This window comes from Neoalteromonas flava (assembly GCF_002807685.1).
Taxonomy (GTDB): domain Bacteria; phylum Pseudomonadota; class Gammaproteobacteria; order Enterobacterales; family Alteromonadaceae; genus Alteromonas_E; species Alteromonas_E flava.
Genome location: NZ_PEAX01000004.1, coordinates 169,861 through 188,585, shown reverse-complemented (window position 1 = coordinate 188,585; position 18,725 = coordinate 169,861). Strand labels below are relative to the sequence as shown.

At 46.6% G+C, this 18,725-nt stretch carries 16 protein-coding genes; 12 read left to right on the top strand and 4 right to left on the bottom strand.

Annotated elements, in window-relative coordinates; genetic code table 11:
* Positions 1–5: 5 nt before the first annotated feature.
* From CSH92_RS10935 to ribA, 3 genes are all read left to right on the top strand, one after another.
* A complete protein-coding gene (locus CSH92_RS10935; RefSeq protein ID WP_100657676.1) occupies positions 6–1,445 on the top strand; it encodes a protein adenylyltransferase SelO in 1,440 nt (479 codons plus the stop codon).
* Positions 1,446–1,520: 75 nt separating this feature from the next.
* Positions 1,521–4,412, top strand: a complete 2,892-nt coding sequence (locus CSH92_RS10930) for an EAL domain-containing protein (protein WP_100657675.1) — start codon at positions 1,521–1,523, stop codon at positions 4,410–4,412.
* A 74-nt stretch (positions 4,413–4,486) separates the two neighbouring features.
* Positions 4,487–5,101 carry a GTP cyclohydrolase II gene (gene ribA / locus CSH92_RS10925; RefSeq protein WP_100657674.1) on the top strand — a complete coding sequence of 205 codons (615 nt, stop codon included), beginning with the start codon at positions 4,487–4,489 and terminating at the stop codon, positions 5,099–5,101.
* Between the two features lie 38 nt (positions 5,102–5,139).
* Here the strand turns inward: ribA and CSH92_RS10920 are convergent, their stop codons facing one another.
* Positions 5,140–5,544 carry a hypothetical protein gene (locus CSH92_RS10920; protein ID WP_100657673.1) on the bottom strand — a complete coding sequence of 135 codons (405 nt, stop codon included), beginning with the start codon at positions 5,542–5,544 and terminating at the stop codon, positions 5,140–5,142.
* Positions 5,545–5,725: 181 nt separating this feature from the next.
* Here CSH92_RS10920 and CSH92_RS10915 point away from each other — a divergent pair, with 181 nt between their 5' ends.
* Entirely contained in the window at positions 5,726–7,075 is a 1,350-nt protein-coding gene (locus CSH92_RS10915) for a DUF3300 domain-containing protein (RefSeq protein ID WP_100657672.1), read from the top strand.
* A 221-nt stretch (positions 7,076–7,296) separates the two neighbouring features.
* Positions 7,297–8,079: a PhzF family phenazine biosynthesis protein gene (locus CSH92_RS10910; protein ID WP_100657671.1), complete on the top strand. Its 783-nt coding sequence runs from the start codon at positions 7,297–7,299 to the stop codon at positions 8,077–8,079.
* On the opposite strand, the gene CSH92_RS10905 is transcribed toward CSH92_RS10910, so the two are convergent.
* Genes CSH92_RS10905 through CSH92_RS10895 form a run of 3 tightly spaced genes read right to left on the bottom strand, consistent with a single transcriptional unit; the run spans position 8,080 to position 10,058 of the window.
* Positions 8,080–8,946 (bottom strand): ATP-grasp domain-containing protein, encoded by an 867-nt coding sequence (locus CSH92_RS10905; RefSeq protein ID WP_100657670.1) that lies wholly within the window; start codon positions 8,944–8,946, stop codon positions 8,080–8,082.
* 14 nt (positions 8,947–8,960) lie between these two features.
* Positions 8,961–9,488, bottom strand: a complete 528-nt coding sequence (locus tag CSH92_RS10900; protein WP_100657669.1) for a hypothetical protein — start codon at positions 9,486–9,488, stop codon at positions 8,961–8,963.
* An 18-nt stretch (positions 9,489–9,506) separates the two neighbouring features.
* The gene (locus CSH92_RS10895) at positions 9,507–10,058 is read right to left on the bottom strand and encodes a DsrE family protein (protein ID WP_240612792.1); all 552 of its coding nucleotides are present in this window, start codon (positions 10,056–10,058) and stop codon (positions 9,507–9,509) included.
* A gap of 178 nt (positions 10,059–10,236) precedes the next feature.
* Here CSH92_RS10895 and CSH92_RS10890 point away from each other — a divergent pair, with 178 nt between their 5' ends.
* The 7 genes from CSH92_RS10890 to CSH92_RS10860 all read left to right on the top strand — a co-directional run bounded on the left by CSH92_RS10890 (position 10,237) and on the right by CSH92_RS10860 (position 18,543).
* Complete coding sequence (locus CSH92_RS10890; RefSeq protein WP_100657668.1) at positions 10,237–11,151, top strand: M14 family metallopeptidase; 915 nt, start codon at positions 10,237–10,239, stop codon at positions 11,149–11,151.
* A 196-nt stretch (positions 11,152–11,347) separates the two neighbouring features.
* Positions 11,348–12,607, top strand: coding sequence for an efflux RND transporter periplasmic adaptor subunit (locus CSH92_RS10885; RefSeq protein WP_100657865.1), 1,260 nt, complete (start codon positions 11,348–11,350; stop codon positions 12,605–12,607).
* A gap of 16 nt (positions 12,608–12,623) precedes the next feature.
* Positions 12,624–13,340, top strand: a complete 717-nt coding sequence (locus CSH92_RS10880; RefSeq protein WP_100657667.1) for an ABC transporter ATP-binding protein — start codon at positions 12,624–12,626, stop codon at positions 13,338–13,340.
* A gap of 4 nt (positions 13,341–13,344) precedes the next feature.
* On the top strand, positions 13,345–14,658 hold the full coding sequence (locus CSH92_RS10875; RefSeq protein ID WP_100657666.1) for an ABC transporter permease: 1,314 nt from the start codon (positions 13,345–13,347) through the stop codon (positions 14,656–14,658).
* A gap of 10 nt (positions 14,659–14,668) precedes the next feature.
* Entirely contained in the window at positions 14,669–15,886 is a 1,218-nt protein-coding gene (locus CSH92_RS10870) for an ABC transporter permease (protein WP_100657665.1), read from the top strand.
* An 18-nt stretch (positions 15,887–15,904) separates the two neighbouring features.
* Positions 15,905–17,236 carry a sigma-54-dependent transcriptional regulator gene (locus tag CSH92_RS10865; protein ID WP_100657664.1) on the top strand — a complete coding sequence of 444 codons (1,332 nt, stop codon included), beginning with the start codon at positions 15,905–15,907 and terminating at the stop codon, positions 17,234–17,236.
* On the top strand, positions 17,236–18,543 hold the full coding sequence (locus tag CSH92_RS10860) for a sensor histidine kinase (RefSeq protein ID WP_100657663.1): 1,308 nt from the start codon (positions 17,236–17,238) through the stop codon (positions 18,541–18,543). Before CSH92_RS10865 ends, CSH92_RS10860 begins: the two co-directional genes overlap by 1 nt.
* The last annotated feature ends 182 nt before the right edge of the window (positions 18,544–18,725 follow it).

The following is an 18,725-nucleotide window of genomic DNA, read 5'->3' as shown; positions in this document are numbered from 1 at the left end:
ACTCGATGCAGTTAAGCTACACCTACGCGACTGAATTGCAAGCCTTAACCTCACCGGTCAAAGTAGCGTTATTGCGTGATCAACGTCTGGCTATTATAAACCACGACCTCTCAAGTGAATTAGGGATCGATCAGAGCGTATGGCAAAACGACTGGAAAGCGCTATTAACTGACCATGATAGTCCATGGCAAAAGCATGCAGTGGCTCAAAAATACGGCGGTCATCAGTTTGGTCAGTGGAATCCTGCCTTAGGTGATGGGCGCGGCCATCTGCTGGCAGAGATAATGGCTCCCTCTGGCGAACGTGTTGACTTACATTTAAAAGGCGCTGGACCAACACCGTATTCTCGCCACGCTGACGGTCGCGCTGTATTACGTTCAACTCTACGCGAATATATTGTCAGCGAAGCCATGCACGCACTTGGCGTCCCGACATCACGCGCATTATGTTTATTCTCCAGTAATGAGCCGGTACGGCGCGAAACTCTTGAGCCTGGCGCAATGTTAATTCGCACTTGTCCGAGCCACATTCGCTTTGGTCATTTCGAGTACTACCATTACAGCGGGCAGAAAGCTCAACTCGATGCACTATTTGATTATTGTTTTACTCATCATTTTACTACCCTAAAAGATGAGCCAGACCGTTACCTAGAATTACTGCGTAACATAGTCACCTCTACCGCCCATTTAGTCGCACATTGGCAGGCGACTGGCTTCAATCATGGTGTGATGAACACCGACAATATGTCAATTCATGGCATCACGTTTGATTACGGCCCATATGCTTTTCTCGATGACTTTATTCCCAATTACGTATGTAATCACTCTGATTACAATGGGCGCTACGCTTTCGACCAACAGCCGGGCATAGCCCTGTGGAATTTAAACGCATTGGCACAAGCCTTTACCCACTATTTGTCGGTTGATGCGATAACATCCGCACTTTCCTTATTCGAGCCGGTATTAATGCGGACATACCAAACGCTCATCGCTAGCAAGTTTGGCTTTGATAAACTCCCAGCCGAGCATCCTGACAAAACTCGTGCCGACCAATTACGTATTCAATGGTTTGATATGCTGGAACGGCAACAACGCGATTACACTCAAAGTTTTCGGTTATTAGCCCTCGCTCAAATCGAGCCGAAACAGCTGCTCGATCACTTTATTGATCGCGATACAATTCAGCAATGGTTAAATGATTATCACGCCATCTGCGAGCGTCACTCAATTAACACTATAGATTTACAACAGGTTAATCCTCGGATAGTACCTAGAAATCACCATCTTCAACGCGCCATCGCTGCTGCCTATGAAAATGATTTCTCTGTTGCAGAGGCACTGATCAGCGCAGTCTCTGCTCCCTTTGATGACGCGCCCGAGAGTACAGAGTTTGCGAGTCCTCCACCCCCGCACGAAAAAGGCATTGCACTTAGTTGTAGCAGTTAGTCTAAACTGGGATTAGTATTGTCTATTAATGACTTACGCTTCTGTATAAAGCGCAATACAGCATAAGGTAACGGCTTGTCGACAATTAAACATCGTTTGCGAACTACCTGGGTGCGTTATTGGGTGTGGTGTATCGTTTCAGTACTTGGTTTGCTGGGCACGATTGCATACGCCCAAACCGAGCACAGTACGACCATTGAAGTCAATCATTCAGTGTCGGCTATAGACTTACGTGATTATTCTGAATCTATGCGTATTGAAAACGCTCGTAGGTTAAGCGAAGTGCTGTTATTGGAAAACTGGACTCGCAGTTGGGACAAAAGTGCATTGGTAGATGGTCAAAGCCTTTGGATCAGAAGCGCCATTCAGAATAAAGCAGATGCCCCTGTAACCCTTTACCTCACTATTAATGACCCCAACCTTGATGACGTAGATATTTATATTCTTGATGATCTCGATCGGATCGTCGCCTCGCACCTAATGGGCGCTGCTCAAAATTTCAAAAAGCGCCCCATTAGCCATCGCCACTTTATCGCACCTATCTCGCTAGCAATGAATGAAAAGGTAAGCGTCTATATTCGCTTGGTTGATGACAACCCATTGCTCGTACCCATCACTGTTAAAAGCTCAGACGCCTGGGTGTTAGAACAGCAAAATACACAAGTTCTGTTTGGTATTTTTGTCGGCGCAATGTCGGTATTTACTCTCTATTTTTTAGTGACCTATTTAGTCCTAAAAAGTCCAGTGCGCTTTTGGTTTTCCCTGACTTGTTGCGTACTAATGCTCAGTGTCCTCAATATCCATGGCTTCATTGCTCAACTCACAGAAATCACTGAACACAGTCGCGCACTGACTAGCGTATTACTCACCCTTTTCCTACTGCTAACCAGTAAGGTCAGCGTAGCCCTTTTTACGCGTAGTCCAAATCTCTACAAGCACGTTATTTACCTCATTCCGCTAGGGATTTTACTCAACAAATGGCTAACACCTGATGACTGGCAGGCAACCGCAAATGGGCTAGTAGTAGGTCTCAGCATGTTATGCCAATGCGGCATGGCAATGCGCTATTACGTGCTCTTCAGGAGTCGACCCGCGCTCATCTTTATCGCTGGGTGGGTACTCTTGGTGACCGCCGCAGGATTAAACCTCTACCTGTATCAAAACATGGGGATGCTGAATAATGTTGGTACCTTGTTGATTATCTTGTTAACCACTCTCGGTATATTAATCCTGGGTGTGGCTATCGAAATTAATCAACAAGTCTTGATGCGCATGGAGCAAAGCAAGCAAGAAAAGCAAATTGATAACCTCAGTCAATTTTATCAACTGTTTCGTAATTCAGCCGAGGGGTTATACACCTCCACTCCCGATGGTGTTTTGTTATCAGTCAATCCGGCTATGTGGCAATTATTTGGCTACAGCAGCGAAGACGACATGCTCAGCGCCGTGCAAAATACCAGTGAATTTTACGCCGATAGAAATGAACGTGACGTTTTGATAGGCGAATTGCGGACTCACCGTACGGTACTGGGTAGAGAATTTAGGGGTTTAAGAAAAGACGGAACAGAATTCTGGTTTTCACTTTCTTGTCAATTACATAGCGAAGGAGACCAGACATTCTTGTATGGTTCTTTGTTTGATGTCACGGAACGCAAACAATCCAACATTAGCCTTGAATACCTTGCCACGCATGACTCCCTCACAGGGGTGAATAATCGCCGCGAGTTTGAGCGGCAATTGCATCAGCAACTCACCCTCCCCTTTAAACATGAAGAGCCATTGATTCTGCTATATATGGACTTAGACCAATTTAAAGTCGTAAATGATACCTGTGGCCACAAAGCCGGCGATGCGTTGCTCCAGCAACTCGCGCGTTTGTTAGATGAAGGCGTTAGTGAGCGTGGACTGCTTGCGAGGCTAGGTGGCGATGAGTTCGGTGTGTTGATGACCAAGACTGATAGCGATCAAGCCTTTATACTTGCTAATCGACTGCTTAATATCGTCTCTGATTTTCGTTTTATGTGGGAAAACAATGTATTTTCATTGGGTATCAGCATCGGGTTAGTCGAGCGTACCGAGAAAATAGACTCACCTGAACAGATGATGAGCATGGCTGATGCCGCTTGTTACATCGCAAAAGAACAAGGTCGTAATCAAATTCATCGCTATTCGCTCAGTGATATCACCACTAAACGTTATGAAAGTGAATTAAATTGGTTGGCACACATCAATGATGCGCTTGAGCAAGATAATTTTCGCCTCTATTACCAACACTATCAGCCGCTACATTTGGCCGATGAAGGCCATCGATACGAAATCTTGTTACGGATGCAGACCAAAGAAGGTGACCTTGTGCCTCCGGGTGCATTCTTGCCCGCCGCTGAGCGTTATTCGTTGGGAGCTAAAATTGACCGCTGGGTGATCCATCACTATTTCGAATGGTTGCACCAGAATCCCGATCACGCGCAAGAACTGCAGAAATGTAACATCAATCTGTGCGGCCAATCATTGGCAGATCGAGACTTTAAGTTATACGTCTTAAACGCATTTGAGAAGTTTAACGTGCCCTACAGTAAAATATGCTTCGAGATTACTGAAGGTATGGCAATCATAAAAATGGATGAAACCCTCGAGTTTATCAAAACTTTCCATCAACTGGGTTGTACCTTTGCATTAGACGATTTTGGTAGTGGGTTTTCGTCGTATGGCTATTTAAAACAATTACCTGTTCAATACGTGAAGATTGATGGCGCTTTCGTCCGCGATTTATTAACCGACCCCATTGATCTCGCCATGGTGCGCTCCATTAATGACGTCGCCAAAGCCATTGGCATGCAAACCGTTGCGGAATTTGTAGAAAATTCGGATATTAAGGTGCAATTGGGTAGAATGGGGGTCGACTATGCGCAAGGATATGGCATTGCCATGCCTGCACCTCTGGATGATTATAAAGCATTTGGTGTTTGACCCTTGTTTTGCATCGAAACGGCCCTACATAGGCTCTACGCTTCTGTCATGCCGTGCAACTGCCTGAGATAAAGATGACACAATCAAGTCCACAATTTGAATACATCAGCGCCGCAAAACTCCCAACACGCTTTGGTGAGTTTCGTATCCATGGATTTGTGGAGTCCTCAGGGCAAGAACATGTGGCGTTGACGTATGGCGATTGGCAGGCCGGCGAAGCGGTTCCCATCCGCGTGCACTCCGAATGTCTGACGGGAGATGCACTGTTTAGTACCCGTTGTGATTGTGGCTTTCAACTGGAGAAAGCTTTACAAAATATAGTCGAGCATGGCAAAGGCGTTTTATTGTACTTACGTCAAGAAGGCCGCGGCATTGGCTTGTTGAACAAAATAAAAGCGTATCAATTGCAGGACACTGGTATGGATACGGTTGAGGCCAACTTACACTTGGGATTTGATGCAGACTTACGGGAGTATTCCATCTGTGGTTTCATGCTCGAAACCCTTAATGTGACCAATGTGGTATTGATGACCAACAATCCGCGTAAAGCTGCAGCGCTGGCCGAGCTTGGCATAAACATTGTAGAGCGCAAACCCATCGACCATGGTTTAACCGAGCAAAACCGTCATTATTTGAAAACCAAAACTGAAAAATTAGGTCACTTGTTCGATCCGCATTTACTGAAGTAACCCACTCTGCGCATTTGCTTTGCCGGTTTATGCTTACATCAAAAACCAGCAGGCAAGCTCTCTAAACCAAGCTTGCTGAGCGCCGATTCAAGCGCTGTGTCTTGCACAATAATGTACTCACGATTGGACTGCGATGCCATTAGCGCATGGCCTTCAACATAGCGTTTTATCGCGGGCTTATTCTCGGTAATTAAGAATACCGTTTTGGTATTCTCGACAGACTGCATGCGCACAGCCAAGCTAGCGATTTGCTCATAATCATCTAAACTGCCGGTTATTTCCTCTACATCTCTAAAGTCGAGAAAAAAGTGAGTTGTAGGCTTGTACGCTGAGTCCGCACGCAAACGCTTAAGTCCTGCAATTACCTGACTGACGGGTAATACGCCGCTCGCTCGCGTAAACGATATATTTAGCTCAGGGTCGAGCTTAAAAAAATAATCCATATGACTCTAGTTCAGATCAAACTCACTACTTACTGTGCGCCTTTTGTATGCTAATAGCAAATGGATAGCTCCCAGCATTGTTGCAATACATTCAGGTTTGGTTAAGGCGATAAGCACTATAACCATAACTACGATAGCATCAATGAAGGTTTTTCATTGACCGCATTAAAGGGAGAATCCTATGAAATCAACGCAACGAATTGCTCTGATCTACGCTATTGCACTCATTCTCAGTATTAGCTTGGCAATACAGTTTGCGAGCGCTCGAGAGTACGACAATGGTGAATACTCAAGCTCGGTCTTAAATGAAGAGCAGCTGGATACTGTGCTTGCCCCAATTGCTTTATATCCCGATACATTGCTTACTCACGTGTTAATTGCATCAACTTACCCTATGGATGTTATTCGCGCGGCACGTTGGCGAGAGGATAATCAACACTTGTCTGAAGACCAAATCCGCGAGCGGGTAGACGTATTTGACTGGGACCCTAGCGTCAAAGCATTAACTCCGTTTGATCGTGTATTAACGCAAATGAGTGAGGATATCGACTGGCTTAATTACCTCGGCGATGCAGTAATTGCTGATGAAGAGTGGGTTATGTCACGCATTCAAGCGTTGCGCGAAATCGCGTATCGTAAAGGTAACTTGCAAAGTAACGATTATGTTAGCGTTGCACGCGAGGACGATGTGGTGGTGATTGAAACCGTGCGCGACCGTGTGGTTTATGTGCCCTATTATGATACTCGAGTAGTGTATGGTAACTGGTGGCACGCTCGTTCGCCCTACTACTGGCATCATCCGCGCCATTATCATTGGAATGCTGGTTTCTATTGGAGTCCTAGCATCCACATTGCGTCACATTTTTTCTTTGGTGGATTCCATTGGCATCATGGTTATGTAGTGATCAACACAACCCCACACTATCGTCCTTATTATCGTGACCACAAGCGCGTGTACACCAGAGAATACAAACGTTGGGCGCACAATACACAACACCGCCGTGCGCGTTATCATGAACGCGTTGTGCGCCATCGTGAATACCGCCAGCGTGAACCTTTAAAGGTAGTGCGTAATCGCGAAGTGGTGAATACACGATACGGCGAGTATCAGCGCGCTGCTCCAGTTAAACTTGAACAACGGGTACGCCATGTAAAATCGGTACAGTCTAGAACAAGTAAACCGGTAACAACGACCAGTCGAAATGTGTCCAAAGTGCGCACTGAAACGCCGCGACAACACCGTGATGTGGTTACAACACCCAAGAGGGAGCGAGTCGAAGTCCCTCGTCCCACGCAGCATAGGCAACCGAGTAAGCACCAGCGAGCCGTTGTTCAGCCGAGGGTTGAACAGCGAAACTATGCGCCGCCGCAGCGTGTTAATAAACAGCAACCAGCACTTAAGGTGCCGCGCGAAACCCCAAGAGCTTCACGCGATGTTCAGCGTGCACAACCGAAAGCGCGGCAACCGGTGAGTCGAGATCGCGCGCCACAGCAGGTGAAACGCCATTCGCGTGAGAATCGACAGAAGTAACCAATGCTCATTGACGTGCAGATTAAAACTGGTTTGGAACTCTGGTCGCTCTGAATAAAAACTAGGAAATGTCCGAGCCTGTTTTAAATAAAGGACAGACAAAACCATTGATGATAGGGCTACTTTCTCTATCTTCGATGGTTTTTTATTTGCACCCAAGAGCTAGTTTTCGTCTGCTTTTATGCGCTAATCTAGGCCTTTTAAAGCAATGAAAATCCAAGATGCAACTACCGATTTTCCAAGTCGACGCTTTTACTACTAAAATATTTGGCGGGAATCCCGCCGCAGTATGCCCACTCAATGAATGGCTCAACGATTCGACCCTGCAACAGATTGCGGAAGAAAACAATTTGTCCGAAACGGCTTTCATTGTAATTAAGCAAAACACTATCGAGTTGCGCTGGTTTACCCCTGAAGCCGAAGTCGACCTGTGTGGCCATGCTACACTCGCGGCAGCCCATGTTATTCGCACCCAACAGTTATCTGATGCAAATCCATTGTGTTTTCAGACTCGCAGCGGCGAATTGCTTGTGCATCATGAACGCGATCATTACGTGATGGATTTCCCCAGCACTCTCGTACATAAATGCCAACCACCCAAACACTTATTACAGGCTTTGGGCGAGGGTGTTGTTGGAGCCTACCAGGGTTTTGATTATCTGGTAGAAATGGATACAGAAGCCAGAATAACCGCGCTGAAGCCAGATTTTTCGTTACTTTCAAAACTTGATTTACGCGGTGTTATTGTGACCGCCCGTGGCCAGGATGTGGACTTTGTCAGTCGTTGCTTTTTTCCCAAGTTACGGGTAAATGAAGATCCAGTCACCGGTTCTGCTCACTGTCAATTGGCGCCTTTTTGGGCCGAGCGTTTGAATCAGCAGAGATTGCAGGCTGAGCAAAAGTCGCAACGAGGCGGACGCGTTATGTGTGAAGTTCAAGGCGCGCGAGTATTACTCGCTGGACATGCAGTCAGCTACTTGCAAGGAACCATCACTTTACCCTGATCAGGCTGAATATTTACGACAAAAAGTATCCACGAAACGTTGTGCTGAAGTTGGATCCATATTGAAATACAATGACGGCTCAATGAGTTCAACTTCCATTATGGCAAAGCCATTATCAGTTTCGATAAGGTCAACGCGCGCATACAGGGCGCGATCCGGTAGGGCGGCTAATGTTTTTTCGGCTACTGCGAACATATCATCGTTAGGTGTGATTAGAGTTAACTGTCCACCGTGCTCCTCTTGCACACGAAAATCCTGAGGTTTCGGCGTTTTTAGTATCGCGTGACTAAACACATGGTCAAAATAAAACAGCGAGTATTCTCCGGGTGAAACAATCGCTGGCAGAAATGGCTGGATCATTAGCGCGCGCGTCGCGAAAACCTGCGCTAACTCAGCACGAAAATCGGCGCGATTTGACTGCGCAATCCGATAGGTAAAATCGGCATTTGCACTGACCACCGGTTTAACCACAATTTCGTCACTCGCAAATGTTGCAAACCCTTGCTCAAGCATGGTTGGCTCGAAAGCATCAAACCAAAGCGTGGGAACAATCGGCACGTCTTGCTCCGCCAAGTCTTGCAAGTATGTTTTAGCTAAGTTCCAATGCATTAAAGAATAGGGATTTTCCAATACTGCTTTTGACGCTTCAATACGTTGTAAACAGGCGAGAAAAGCATCAGGAGCTTGTTGATAATCCCAAGGACTGCGTACAATGACCACATCGAACTGGTCCCAGTTCACATCCGCCTTACGCCAAGAGACGTGCTCGCTGTGCCAACCCGCGGCAGCAAATGGCGAATCGAGCATACTGTCGTAGGCGAAAAAATCTTCCAGGCTGTCCATGGTTAGAATAGCTACTTTACGCATTTCAGCTGCCCTATTTACAAGGTTATTATGAGTTTCTTGTTACCAACGACAATGGATTTTGGCTGAATTTTACCAAAGCCCATATCCACACTATCCAGATCAATTAGCACGATAACCGGGAGTGACTGCCCGACGACATCGCGGATCCCACGGATCAATTGATCGGCATCATCCATTGTACTCTCAAGTACTTTAAATTCACTGACCATGGGCTCTTTAATTTGCAAGTTATAATCGATGGCGTCATACAATAGCTCGCCGGTGATTTCTGCATCAGCTTTGAGTAGTTGGTTATTTTTGTAAGCGCTGATCTTAGTTTGAATCCGCAGTTCATTATCTAGGCCACTGAGGATCACTTTAGGATCAGTGAAAAATATATCTGCACCGTTGTAACTCTGCTTGTATGGGAACGCGAGTTTAGCAAAGCGATTAATATCTTTTTCGCTGATAGTAAATTCTAACGCAGTTGCAGTGCCTGAGAGCACAAGTAACAGGAATAGTATTCCGACATTTAAATAGCGTAATAAACTAATACTTTTCATAACTTCATACAGCCCCGATCAAAATGGATTGACCGAATAACCCTGCTGCTGTAACAGCGCATGGGCAGTCATCGCGGATAATGCCACTTCTACTCCTTCAGCCAATTGAGAATGCTCAATCTCATACGCCGTCGCACTTTGACCGCATAAAATAACGCGAACTTGATTGGCTTGCAGTGCGGCTAGCAATCCGAGGTTGGGATTATCGGTTTGATGTACTCGCTGGTATGTTTCATTGTTTAACAAGTCGATACTTGCCTTGCCGTGCACAACTAGCGCCAGCTGAATATTCTCCTTTGGCACACCGGCCGCAGTATGCATATTGATAAAGCGAGCCAGGCTATCAAACCGCCGATTTATTTCTCCAGCTTCGGCACCTGCAGCTACATCAAAGGCAACGGAAAAGCTCTGCTGTGGGGTAAATTTCTGACCCGGTATTTCCACCTTTTTACCATAGCCTTTTATCGTCGGCCCATCAGAAAAGGCGGATAATTGAGCAAAACTATCCGTTGCACAGAAAAGCATTAGCACTACTGGAAATAAAGACCAAAGACGTCGTTGCTTTAACATGAAAATTAAGATCCTTAGGCGCTGAATTGTTTAGCAAGATATCACGAAATACAAAGTGACGTTTATCGTTTTGTCCTGAACGGCAACGATTTAATCTCAACGCATAACGCGCTAGAGTATAGCGGTAAAAAAGGCGTGATGAACGCGCACCTATCCTAGATAAAAACAAGGAGTCGACTTGAATTCAGAATATCCAATCGGTAAACCTGGCCAACCATGGGGAGAGGCCGAGAAAGCACAGTGGTTAGAACAACAAGCAATTAAACGCTCTTATGCCGATGAAGTTCTTAGCAAAGTAAAACTGATAAATACCCAGTTTACCGTCGAACAGTATGGTGCATTACCCTACGATCAGGAACGCTATCCCCTATTTGCAGCAAAATCACTCGCCTGGCATGAGGATAAGCCAACCATTCTGGTCACTGGTGGTGTACATGGCTACGAAACCAGTGGTGTACACGGCGCATTAGGCTTCGCTCTCAATGCTGCCAAGCGCTATGCAGATAAGTTTAATTTTATCGTGTTATCTTGTTTAAGTCCGTGGGGCTATGAAACCATTAACCGCTGGAATCCTGCTGCGGTTGATCCGAATCGCTCTTTTATTGCGAATGGCCCATCGCCAGAGGCAGCACAAGCGATGGGCTATGTTGATGCCCAGAGCACAACCTTATTGGCCCATTTTGACTTACATGAGACCACGGATACAGACAACTCTGAATTCCGTCCAGCCCTCGCTGCGCGCGATGGTACAAGCCATGATATCTGGAACATACCGGACGGCTTTTACACTGTTGGCGATACCAGCCGACCAGAAGCGGGATTTCAAGCCGCGGTCATTGCTTCGGTTGCCAAAGTGACTCACATCGCACCGCCGGATAATGATGGCAAAATCATTGGCGTTGAGATCGAACAGCCCGGCGTTATTCATTATGATAAGCGCTCGCTGCACTTATGTGGTGGATTTACTCAAGCACCTTTTGTGACCACCACAGAAGTCTATCCGGATAGCCCCAAGGCAACTCCAGAACAGTGCATCGATGCTCAAGTCGCGGCAATTTGTGGTGGCCTGGATTACTTGTTGCAACGGCAATAAGTTCAGATAAAAAAGTGTCCGTCCGGACACTTTTTTGTCCGCGGACACTTTACCCTTCATCGACATCGTCATTTTTTCTATATTTTTCAGAGTGTTAATAGGTGGCACACTCTTCGCTATGTAATCTTCATTATAACCGGACAATAACAAGCTCATCTTGCCACTGTCCGACAGTTTAACTGAATGGAGTATTGCATTGATAAAAGACACCAGCGCCCAAGACGTCATTGTAAAAGACAACAGTCGTTTAAAGCGGAACATTGCGATAGTCGGCGTACTTTTAGTGCTTGTCGGTTTTACCGCACAGGCCCTGCTGACTACTACTGGCGCGCAAAAGTCGGTTGATCGTGCAACGCTACAGATCGCTGCGCTTGAGCGCGGAGATTTAGTCCGAGATATCGTTGCCAATGGCCGTATAGTCGCGGCCAATGCACCACAACTCTATGCGCCACAACAAGGCTTTGTTGAACTCCATGTTAATCCCGGCGATAACGTCGCAGTTAATGATGTTGTCGCGGTAGTAGACAGTCCAGAACTAGAAAATCAGTTGCAACAAGAAAAGTCAGAAATGCAACGATTACAGGGAGAGTTGGCCCGTCAAGAACTAGACGCCCGCCGCCAAACACTTGAACTCACTAAGCGGCTCGACCTCGCAGAAGTCGACTTGCAAGCCGCAGAGCGCGAGAATCGCAGGGCTAACCAAAGCATTAAAAACAATCTTATTAGTCAAATTGATCATGAGAAGGCCGTTGATGATTTAGCCCGGGCGAAACTTACCTTTAAGCACGCTCAACAAGAAGTTGCATTAGCCAAAGACACGCTTGCATTTGAACTGGAGGGCTCGCGCAGTACATTGGAGCGCCAAGCACTGGTTGTGCAGGAACTCGATCGACAATTAGCTGAGCTGACCATTCGTGCCAGTGTCGATGGTGTGGTGGGTAACTTGTTGGTCCAACCCCGCGCTTTGGTAAACAAAAATGCGCCGCTTATGACCTTAGTGGATCTCAGCGCATACGAAGCTGAAGTGCAGGTCGGGGAAAGCTATGCTAATGAACTCGCGTTGGGTTTACCGGTTGAGATCCGTATTGGTAATCAGCGTATCGACGGCGTAGTGTCATCAGTCTCTCCAGAGATTAAAGATCGTGAAATAACCACGCGAGTCCGGCTGCAAGGCGCTGACGTATCACAACTGCGCCAAAATCAACAAGTCACTGCGCGGGTTTTATTAGACAGTAAACAAAACGTACTTAAAGTTCGTCGCGGCAGCTTTACTCAGGCCGGCGGTTTTACCGCATACAAAGTTGTCGGAGATTTAGCCCACAAGGTCGACATTCGGCTGGGCGCTTACAGCATGCGCGAGATAGAAGTGCTCGAAGGCCTGCAAGAAAACGATCAAATCATCATTTCAAACTATCAACCTTTCGACAATGCAGAAACCATTCTGTTGCGCCAGTAAAATAAGGAATATACCAATGCTAACAATGAAGAACATCAGCAAAGTCTATCAAACCGAAAAGGTCCAAACGCACGCATTGCGCGATTTCGATTTACGCGTTGAAGAAGGTGAGTTTATCGCCGTGACTGGACCCTCGGGTTCAGGGAAAACCACCTTCCTGAATATCGCTGGCATGCTCGAGTCTTTTACTTCTGGGCAGTATCTATTGGATGGTGTTGATATTGGCAAGTTATCAGATAATCAACGCGCTGATTTACGCAACCAAAAGATTGGGTTTATTTTTCAGGGCTTTAACTTGATCCCCGACCTTAACTTGTTTGAGAACGTAGAAGTACCATTACGCTATCGCGGGATTAAATCCGCTGAGCGTAAACGCCGCGTAATGGACTGTTTAGAGCAAGTGGGCTTAGCTAGTCGCGTGAAGCACTTGCCGCAACAGCTCTCCGGAGGGCAGCAACAGCGCGTTGCGATTGCTCGTGCACTGGCCGGTGAACCACGCTTTTTGTTAGCCGACGAACCCACCGGTAACTTAGACAGCTTGATGGCGCGCCAAGTGATGGAATTGTTGGAAACGATCAACCGTAACGGCGCAACCATTATCATGGTGACGCACGATCCGGAGCTGGCCCGTCGCGCACCGCGTAACATTCAGGTCGTTGACGGCCAAATCGCTGATTTTACTCTTTATCAAAAACAAATGGCTGACACCCAACCTATTGCGGCGGAGGCGTAAAGCGATGTTACTGCACTATATTGATTTAAGTTGGCGTAGCTTCAAGCGCACGCCAATGGTGAGTTTGCTAATGGTCTTCGCTATCGCTGTCGGTATTGGCGTAACCATGACCAGTTTATCGGTGTATTACATGATGTCGATGGACCCGCTGCCACACAAAAGCGACAAGTTATTTCATCCCCAGCTCAACACTATTGATGAGAGCAATAGCTGGTGGACCGAAGATAATCTGCCGCATCAACTAACATTTCGAGACACGATGAATCTGTACCGTGCTGACTCTCCCGGGATAAAAGTCCCATCAGTACGCTCAGGTTATGGTATTCATTTGAATGATGACCGGATCAAACCCTTTATGGAAAGCGTCCGAGTTACCGCCAATACATTCTTTACGGCGTTCGATGTGGATTTTCAATATGGTGCACCGTGGTCACAGGAGCAAGAAGATAAGGCCGAGTTAGTCACAGTGATCAGCCAAGAGTTGAATGAAACCCTATTTGGCGGTGAAAACTCGGTAGGCAAGCAGGTCTATCTTAACAAACGAGCTTTTCGCGTGGTCGGCGTATACCAAAACTTCGATTTTCACATCAAGTACTACGACTTAACCAATGGCGCATTTAACGATCCTGAAAATTTGATGATCCCAATAACGTTAATTGAGCCACTGCAAATACACAATTGGGGCAACACCAATGGCTGGAAGTTTGAAGAAGTCCAAACCTTTGCAGACAAACTGCGTTCCGAACAGTTCTGGTTACAATTTTGGGTCCAACTGGATTCACCACAGGAAGTCGCCGAATATCGTGAATTTTTAAACAACTATCTCGCCGAAGAAGCGACTAAAGGTCGATTTGAGCGTAGTGAAGTTCACTTTGGTTTACGTAATTTACGTGATTGGTTGGATTACAATCGGGTTGTCACTGAAGACAATCGAGTCCTGGTGGGCTTGAGTTTTATGTTCCTAGCGGTTTGTTTAGCAAACATTCTTGGGCTACTGCTGGGCAAGTTTTTAAAGCGTGTACCAGAAGTTGGTGTAAGACGGGCCTTAGGGGCGAACAAGAGACAGGTCTTTCTACAGCATATTGTTGAAGTGTCCATGCTTGGTCTGGTCGGAGGGATCATTGGCATAGGACTAGCACAACTTGGGTTGTGGGGTGTTAGGGCTACTTTTAGCTACTACAGTGCACTGGCAACCATGGATCTCACCATGTTATTTGCAGCCCCAATAATTGCCATTACCGCCTGTGTGGTTGCCGGACTCTACCCTGCATGGTTGGTATGCAGAACGAATCCAGCCATTTGCCTAAAAACCCAATAAGGAGCGACCCATGTTAGAAATCAAACCGATTATCAGCGCATTATTCCGCTCTAAAGCGGGCGCGATTTTACTCTTACTACAAATCGCGATCACGGTTGCTATTGTCAGTAACGCTGCGTTTATCATTAAAGACCGCGTACAGTATTTACAACAAGACACCGGTTATCCTGAAGACGAAATATTTGGCTTTGCTATCAACACTTTTGGTCAGCCAGAGAGCATTGTGCAATTGCTGCTACAAACTCAAGAGACCATTCGTAATATCCCGGGAGTGGTTAGCGCTTCTTTGATCCGCGAAATTCCGCTATCTGGAAGTGGTTCGTCTTCTGGATTCTCGATATTACCCATGAGTCAACGGGATAGCGATGACTATCGCAGTGTGCGCACCGCCTTCACCGGCGGCGATGCCTCCATATTTGCGACCTTGGGACTCGAGATCAGCGAAGGACGCAACTTTATGCCGAGTGAAGTGCAGTTGACTGATGATCCTACTGTGCTGCCCAAAGTCGTTGTCGTCTCGCGCCATTATTTAAATGAGCTATACCCTGAAGGCGATGGACTCGGTAAGCAACTTTATATCGGCAATGATCCTGTGACTATCATTGGTGTGGTAGAAAACATGAAAGGACCTTGGTTGAAAGACGATGATGTCGACAACTTCTCGATTTTCCCCAATATTGAGTTAAGCCCTTTTCAAAAGTTTGTCGTGCGTACCCGAGCAGACGATCGTGCTCAAGTGATGGGCCAAATCGAACAAATATTGCTGGATGAATACGAAGAGCGCGTGATAATGAGTTTAACCAGCATGGATGACGCTAAAGCAGAGTACAACGCAGCAGATGTGTTAATGCTACGCATGTTGGTGGTATTGATAGTGGTACTCGTGTTGATCACGGCACTGGGTATTTTCGGTATGACCGTATTTAATATTAGCAAGCGCACAAAGCAAATCGGCACTCGTAGAGCTCTTGGGGCGCGAAAATCAGCGATCGTGCGCTATTTCCTAGTTGAAAACGGCATTGTGTGTGCAGCAGGTCTAGTTTTAGGTAGTATTGCTGCTGTTTATTTGGGAAATTTGATGATGCAGGAATTTTCAGTACCAGCACTAGACTACTCATATATTGCTATGACTGCTGTTGGCGTGTTAGCGATGAGTTTACTGTCAGTATTACTACCAGCGAATCGGGCTGCTAACATTTCACCGAGTATTGCGACTCGCTCAATTTAAACGGATCGTGACAAACGAATGGATAAGATTTTAATCGTCGATGACACCCCGGCAGTGCTACAAGCGCTGTCGCTGGTGCTTGAGCTGCACGATTATGATGTGATCACAACGACCTCTCCTGAAGAAGCGATTAAACTGGTGGACCAATTGCGTATTGGCTTAGTCATTCAGGATATGAACTTCACCAAGGACACAACCTCAGGTGAGGAAGGCTGTGAATTGTTTCAACGGTTGCGCGGCATCAATCCGCATTTACCCATTATACTGATCACCGCCTGGACCGATTTAGAGCAGGCCGTCGCTTTGATTAAAGCCGGAGCAGCAGATTACATTGCCAAGCCTTGGGATGATAATAAGCTCATTACCACAGTGGCGAACCTGCTTGAAGTTGGCAAGGCAAAACGTCAAACCGCACAGTTGGCGCGCCAACAGGAAGCCACACAAGATAGCCGCAGTGCAGCGCAATCGGTTGGCCTGATTTACCAAAGTCACGCTATGCAACGTACTGTTGATATGGCCATTCAAGTCGCGCGCGCAGACATTTCGGTGTTAATAACCGGTCCCAATGGTGCCGGCAAAGAAAAAATTGCTGAACTGATCCATGCGCAGTCGTCTTTATGCAATAAACCTTTTGTTAAGGTTAATTGCGGCGCATTACCTGCTGATCTGATTGAAGCCGAGCTGTTTGGTGCCGAAGCCGGTGCCTATACAGGTGCAAATAAAACCCGCATCGGACGCTTTGAGGCCGCGAACGGCGGAACGCTATTTCTCGATGAAATTGGCAATTTATCCTATGAGGGGCAAACCAAGTTATTGCGAGTGCTCCAAACCGGTGAATTTGAACGCTTAGGGTCGGTTAAAACCCAAAAAACACAGGTGCGCCTGATCAGCGCGACAAATGCGAACTTAGCCCAAGACATCCACGCCGGAAAATTTAGAGAAGATCTTTTTTACCGACTAAATGTAATTGAAATACCACTCGCACCGCTAGCCTCCAGAGTGGATGATATTGTTCCTTTGGCGCATTACTTTCTGCCCGGCAGAACCTTGAGTTTGGGTGCAGAAAAAGCACTTAACGAATATCCTTGGCCGGGCAATGTGCGCGAACTGGAAAATGCCTGTAAGCGTGTCGCAGTACTTAAACCACAGGGCGTTATAGAAGCCAATGACTTTTCACTGGCACCACCGGCATTTACAACTGCACCTGAAACAACCAGAGAACCCGATAGGCAAGCGTTAGAATCCGCCTTGCGCGAGCATCATGGCGTCATTGCCCGCGTTGCGCGTGAATTTGGCTTAAGTCGACAGGCTTTGTATCGCAGGTTGGCTAAGTATGGGATCGAATATTGATGCTGTTGCCACTGCGTCGGCGACTGCAGTTGACTGCGGTACTGAGTGGAAGTCTTGCCAGCGTACCGTTATTTCTGTTTAGCGAGTTAACGCTTTGGCACGCAAGTATAATGGCGCTCGGGATCATTGTTCTCGCTTTTTCCATTACAACTGTAATGACTCAGCGTCTGCGTGATGGTATTGATGCACTGGAGACTGGATTGCTCAATCTCAAAGATGGGGAATATTCGACAAGCCTCGCAGCCGAAGGCAATGACGAATTCACTCAACTCTGCGCCTTGTATAACGATACCGCAAACCGGATGCGCCAAGAGAAGCAGTGGATCTATCAACGTGAACTATTACTCGACAAGATTACGCAGAGCTCGCCTGAAGCTCTATTTTTAGTCAACGATCAGGGGCAGGTTGTTTTCAGCAATATTGCCGCGCGACAGTTTTTCGCCTCGCGTCATTCTCTCGAAGGTCAATTGTTGAATGAACTGATCGCACACGCAAGTGAAGAACTGCAAGCTCAGTTCAGAGCCGCGCGAGAAGGACTATTTACGCTCAGTCAGGAGGGGCAGGAAAGTCAAACCTGGTATTTGTCGAGCGGGCGGTTCAACTTGAATGGGCAGGCTCATACCTTGTTTATCCTGAAACAAATGACCCGAGAGCTCAGCCGCCAAGAAGTCGCTGTATGGAAAAAGGTGATTCGGATCATTAGCCACGAACTGAATAATTCTCTTGGCCCGATTTCATCAATGATCCACAGTGGCCGGCTGCTAACTAAAAATGTCGTTGAGCCGCGATTAGAACGGGTATTCTCTACGATTGAAGACCGTATTTCTCATCTGTCTGACTTTGTTCAAGGTTACGGTAAATTTGCCAAACTACCGCAACCCAAACTCGTCAGCGTCGATATACAGGAACTCTTAAGCCAACTTGCTGAACAATGGCCATTCCGCTTTACGCTTGCTGACAAAGTTAATGTGATAGCCGACGCGATCCAGTTGGAACAACTACTGATCAACTTAATTAAAAATGCACATGAGTCAGGCAGTCCCCCTGAAGAGATTGTCTTGAGCGTTACCACTAGTGCCGATTACAGCATTTTTGAGCTGGCCGATCGGGGCGTAGGCATGTCTGATGCGGTACTAGAGCAAGCGCTGATCCCGTTTTACTCTACAAAAGCCAGCGGCAGTGGATTAGGTTTAGCACTTTGCCGAGAAATCACCGATGCACACCAAGGCAGCATATCTCTGCAACGACGCAACGGCGGCGGCTTAAAAGTGAAAATTATGCTTCCCAGGAGCAGCGAGCCTTCTTAAAGTCCAAACTAATGAGTGTCAGTAAGTACGTTTTCGCTGAGTAACGCATTAACTGAATACTTGCCCAAAACCAAAATAACATAATACAAATCATAAACTTACAATTCTTAAGTTTTCTGAAAGCAGCTAAATTCATGCAATTTCATGATTTGTTAATTGCCTGATTGCGGCTTTGTTTCTCA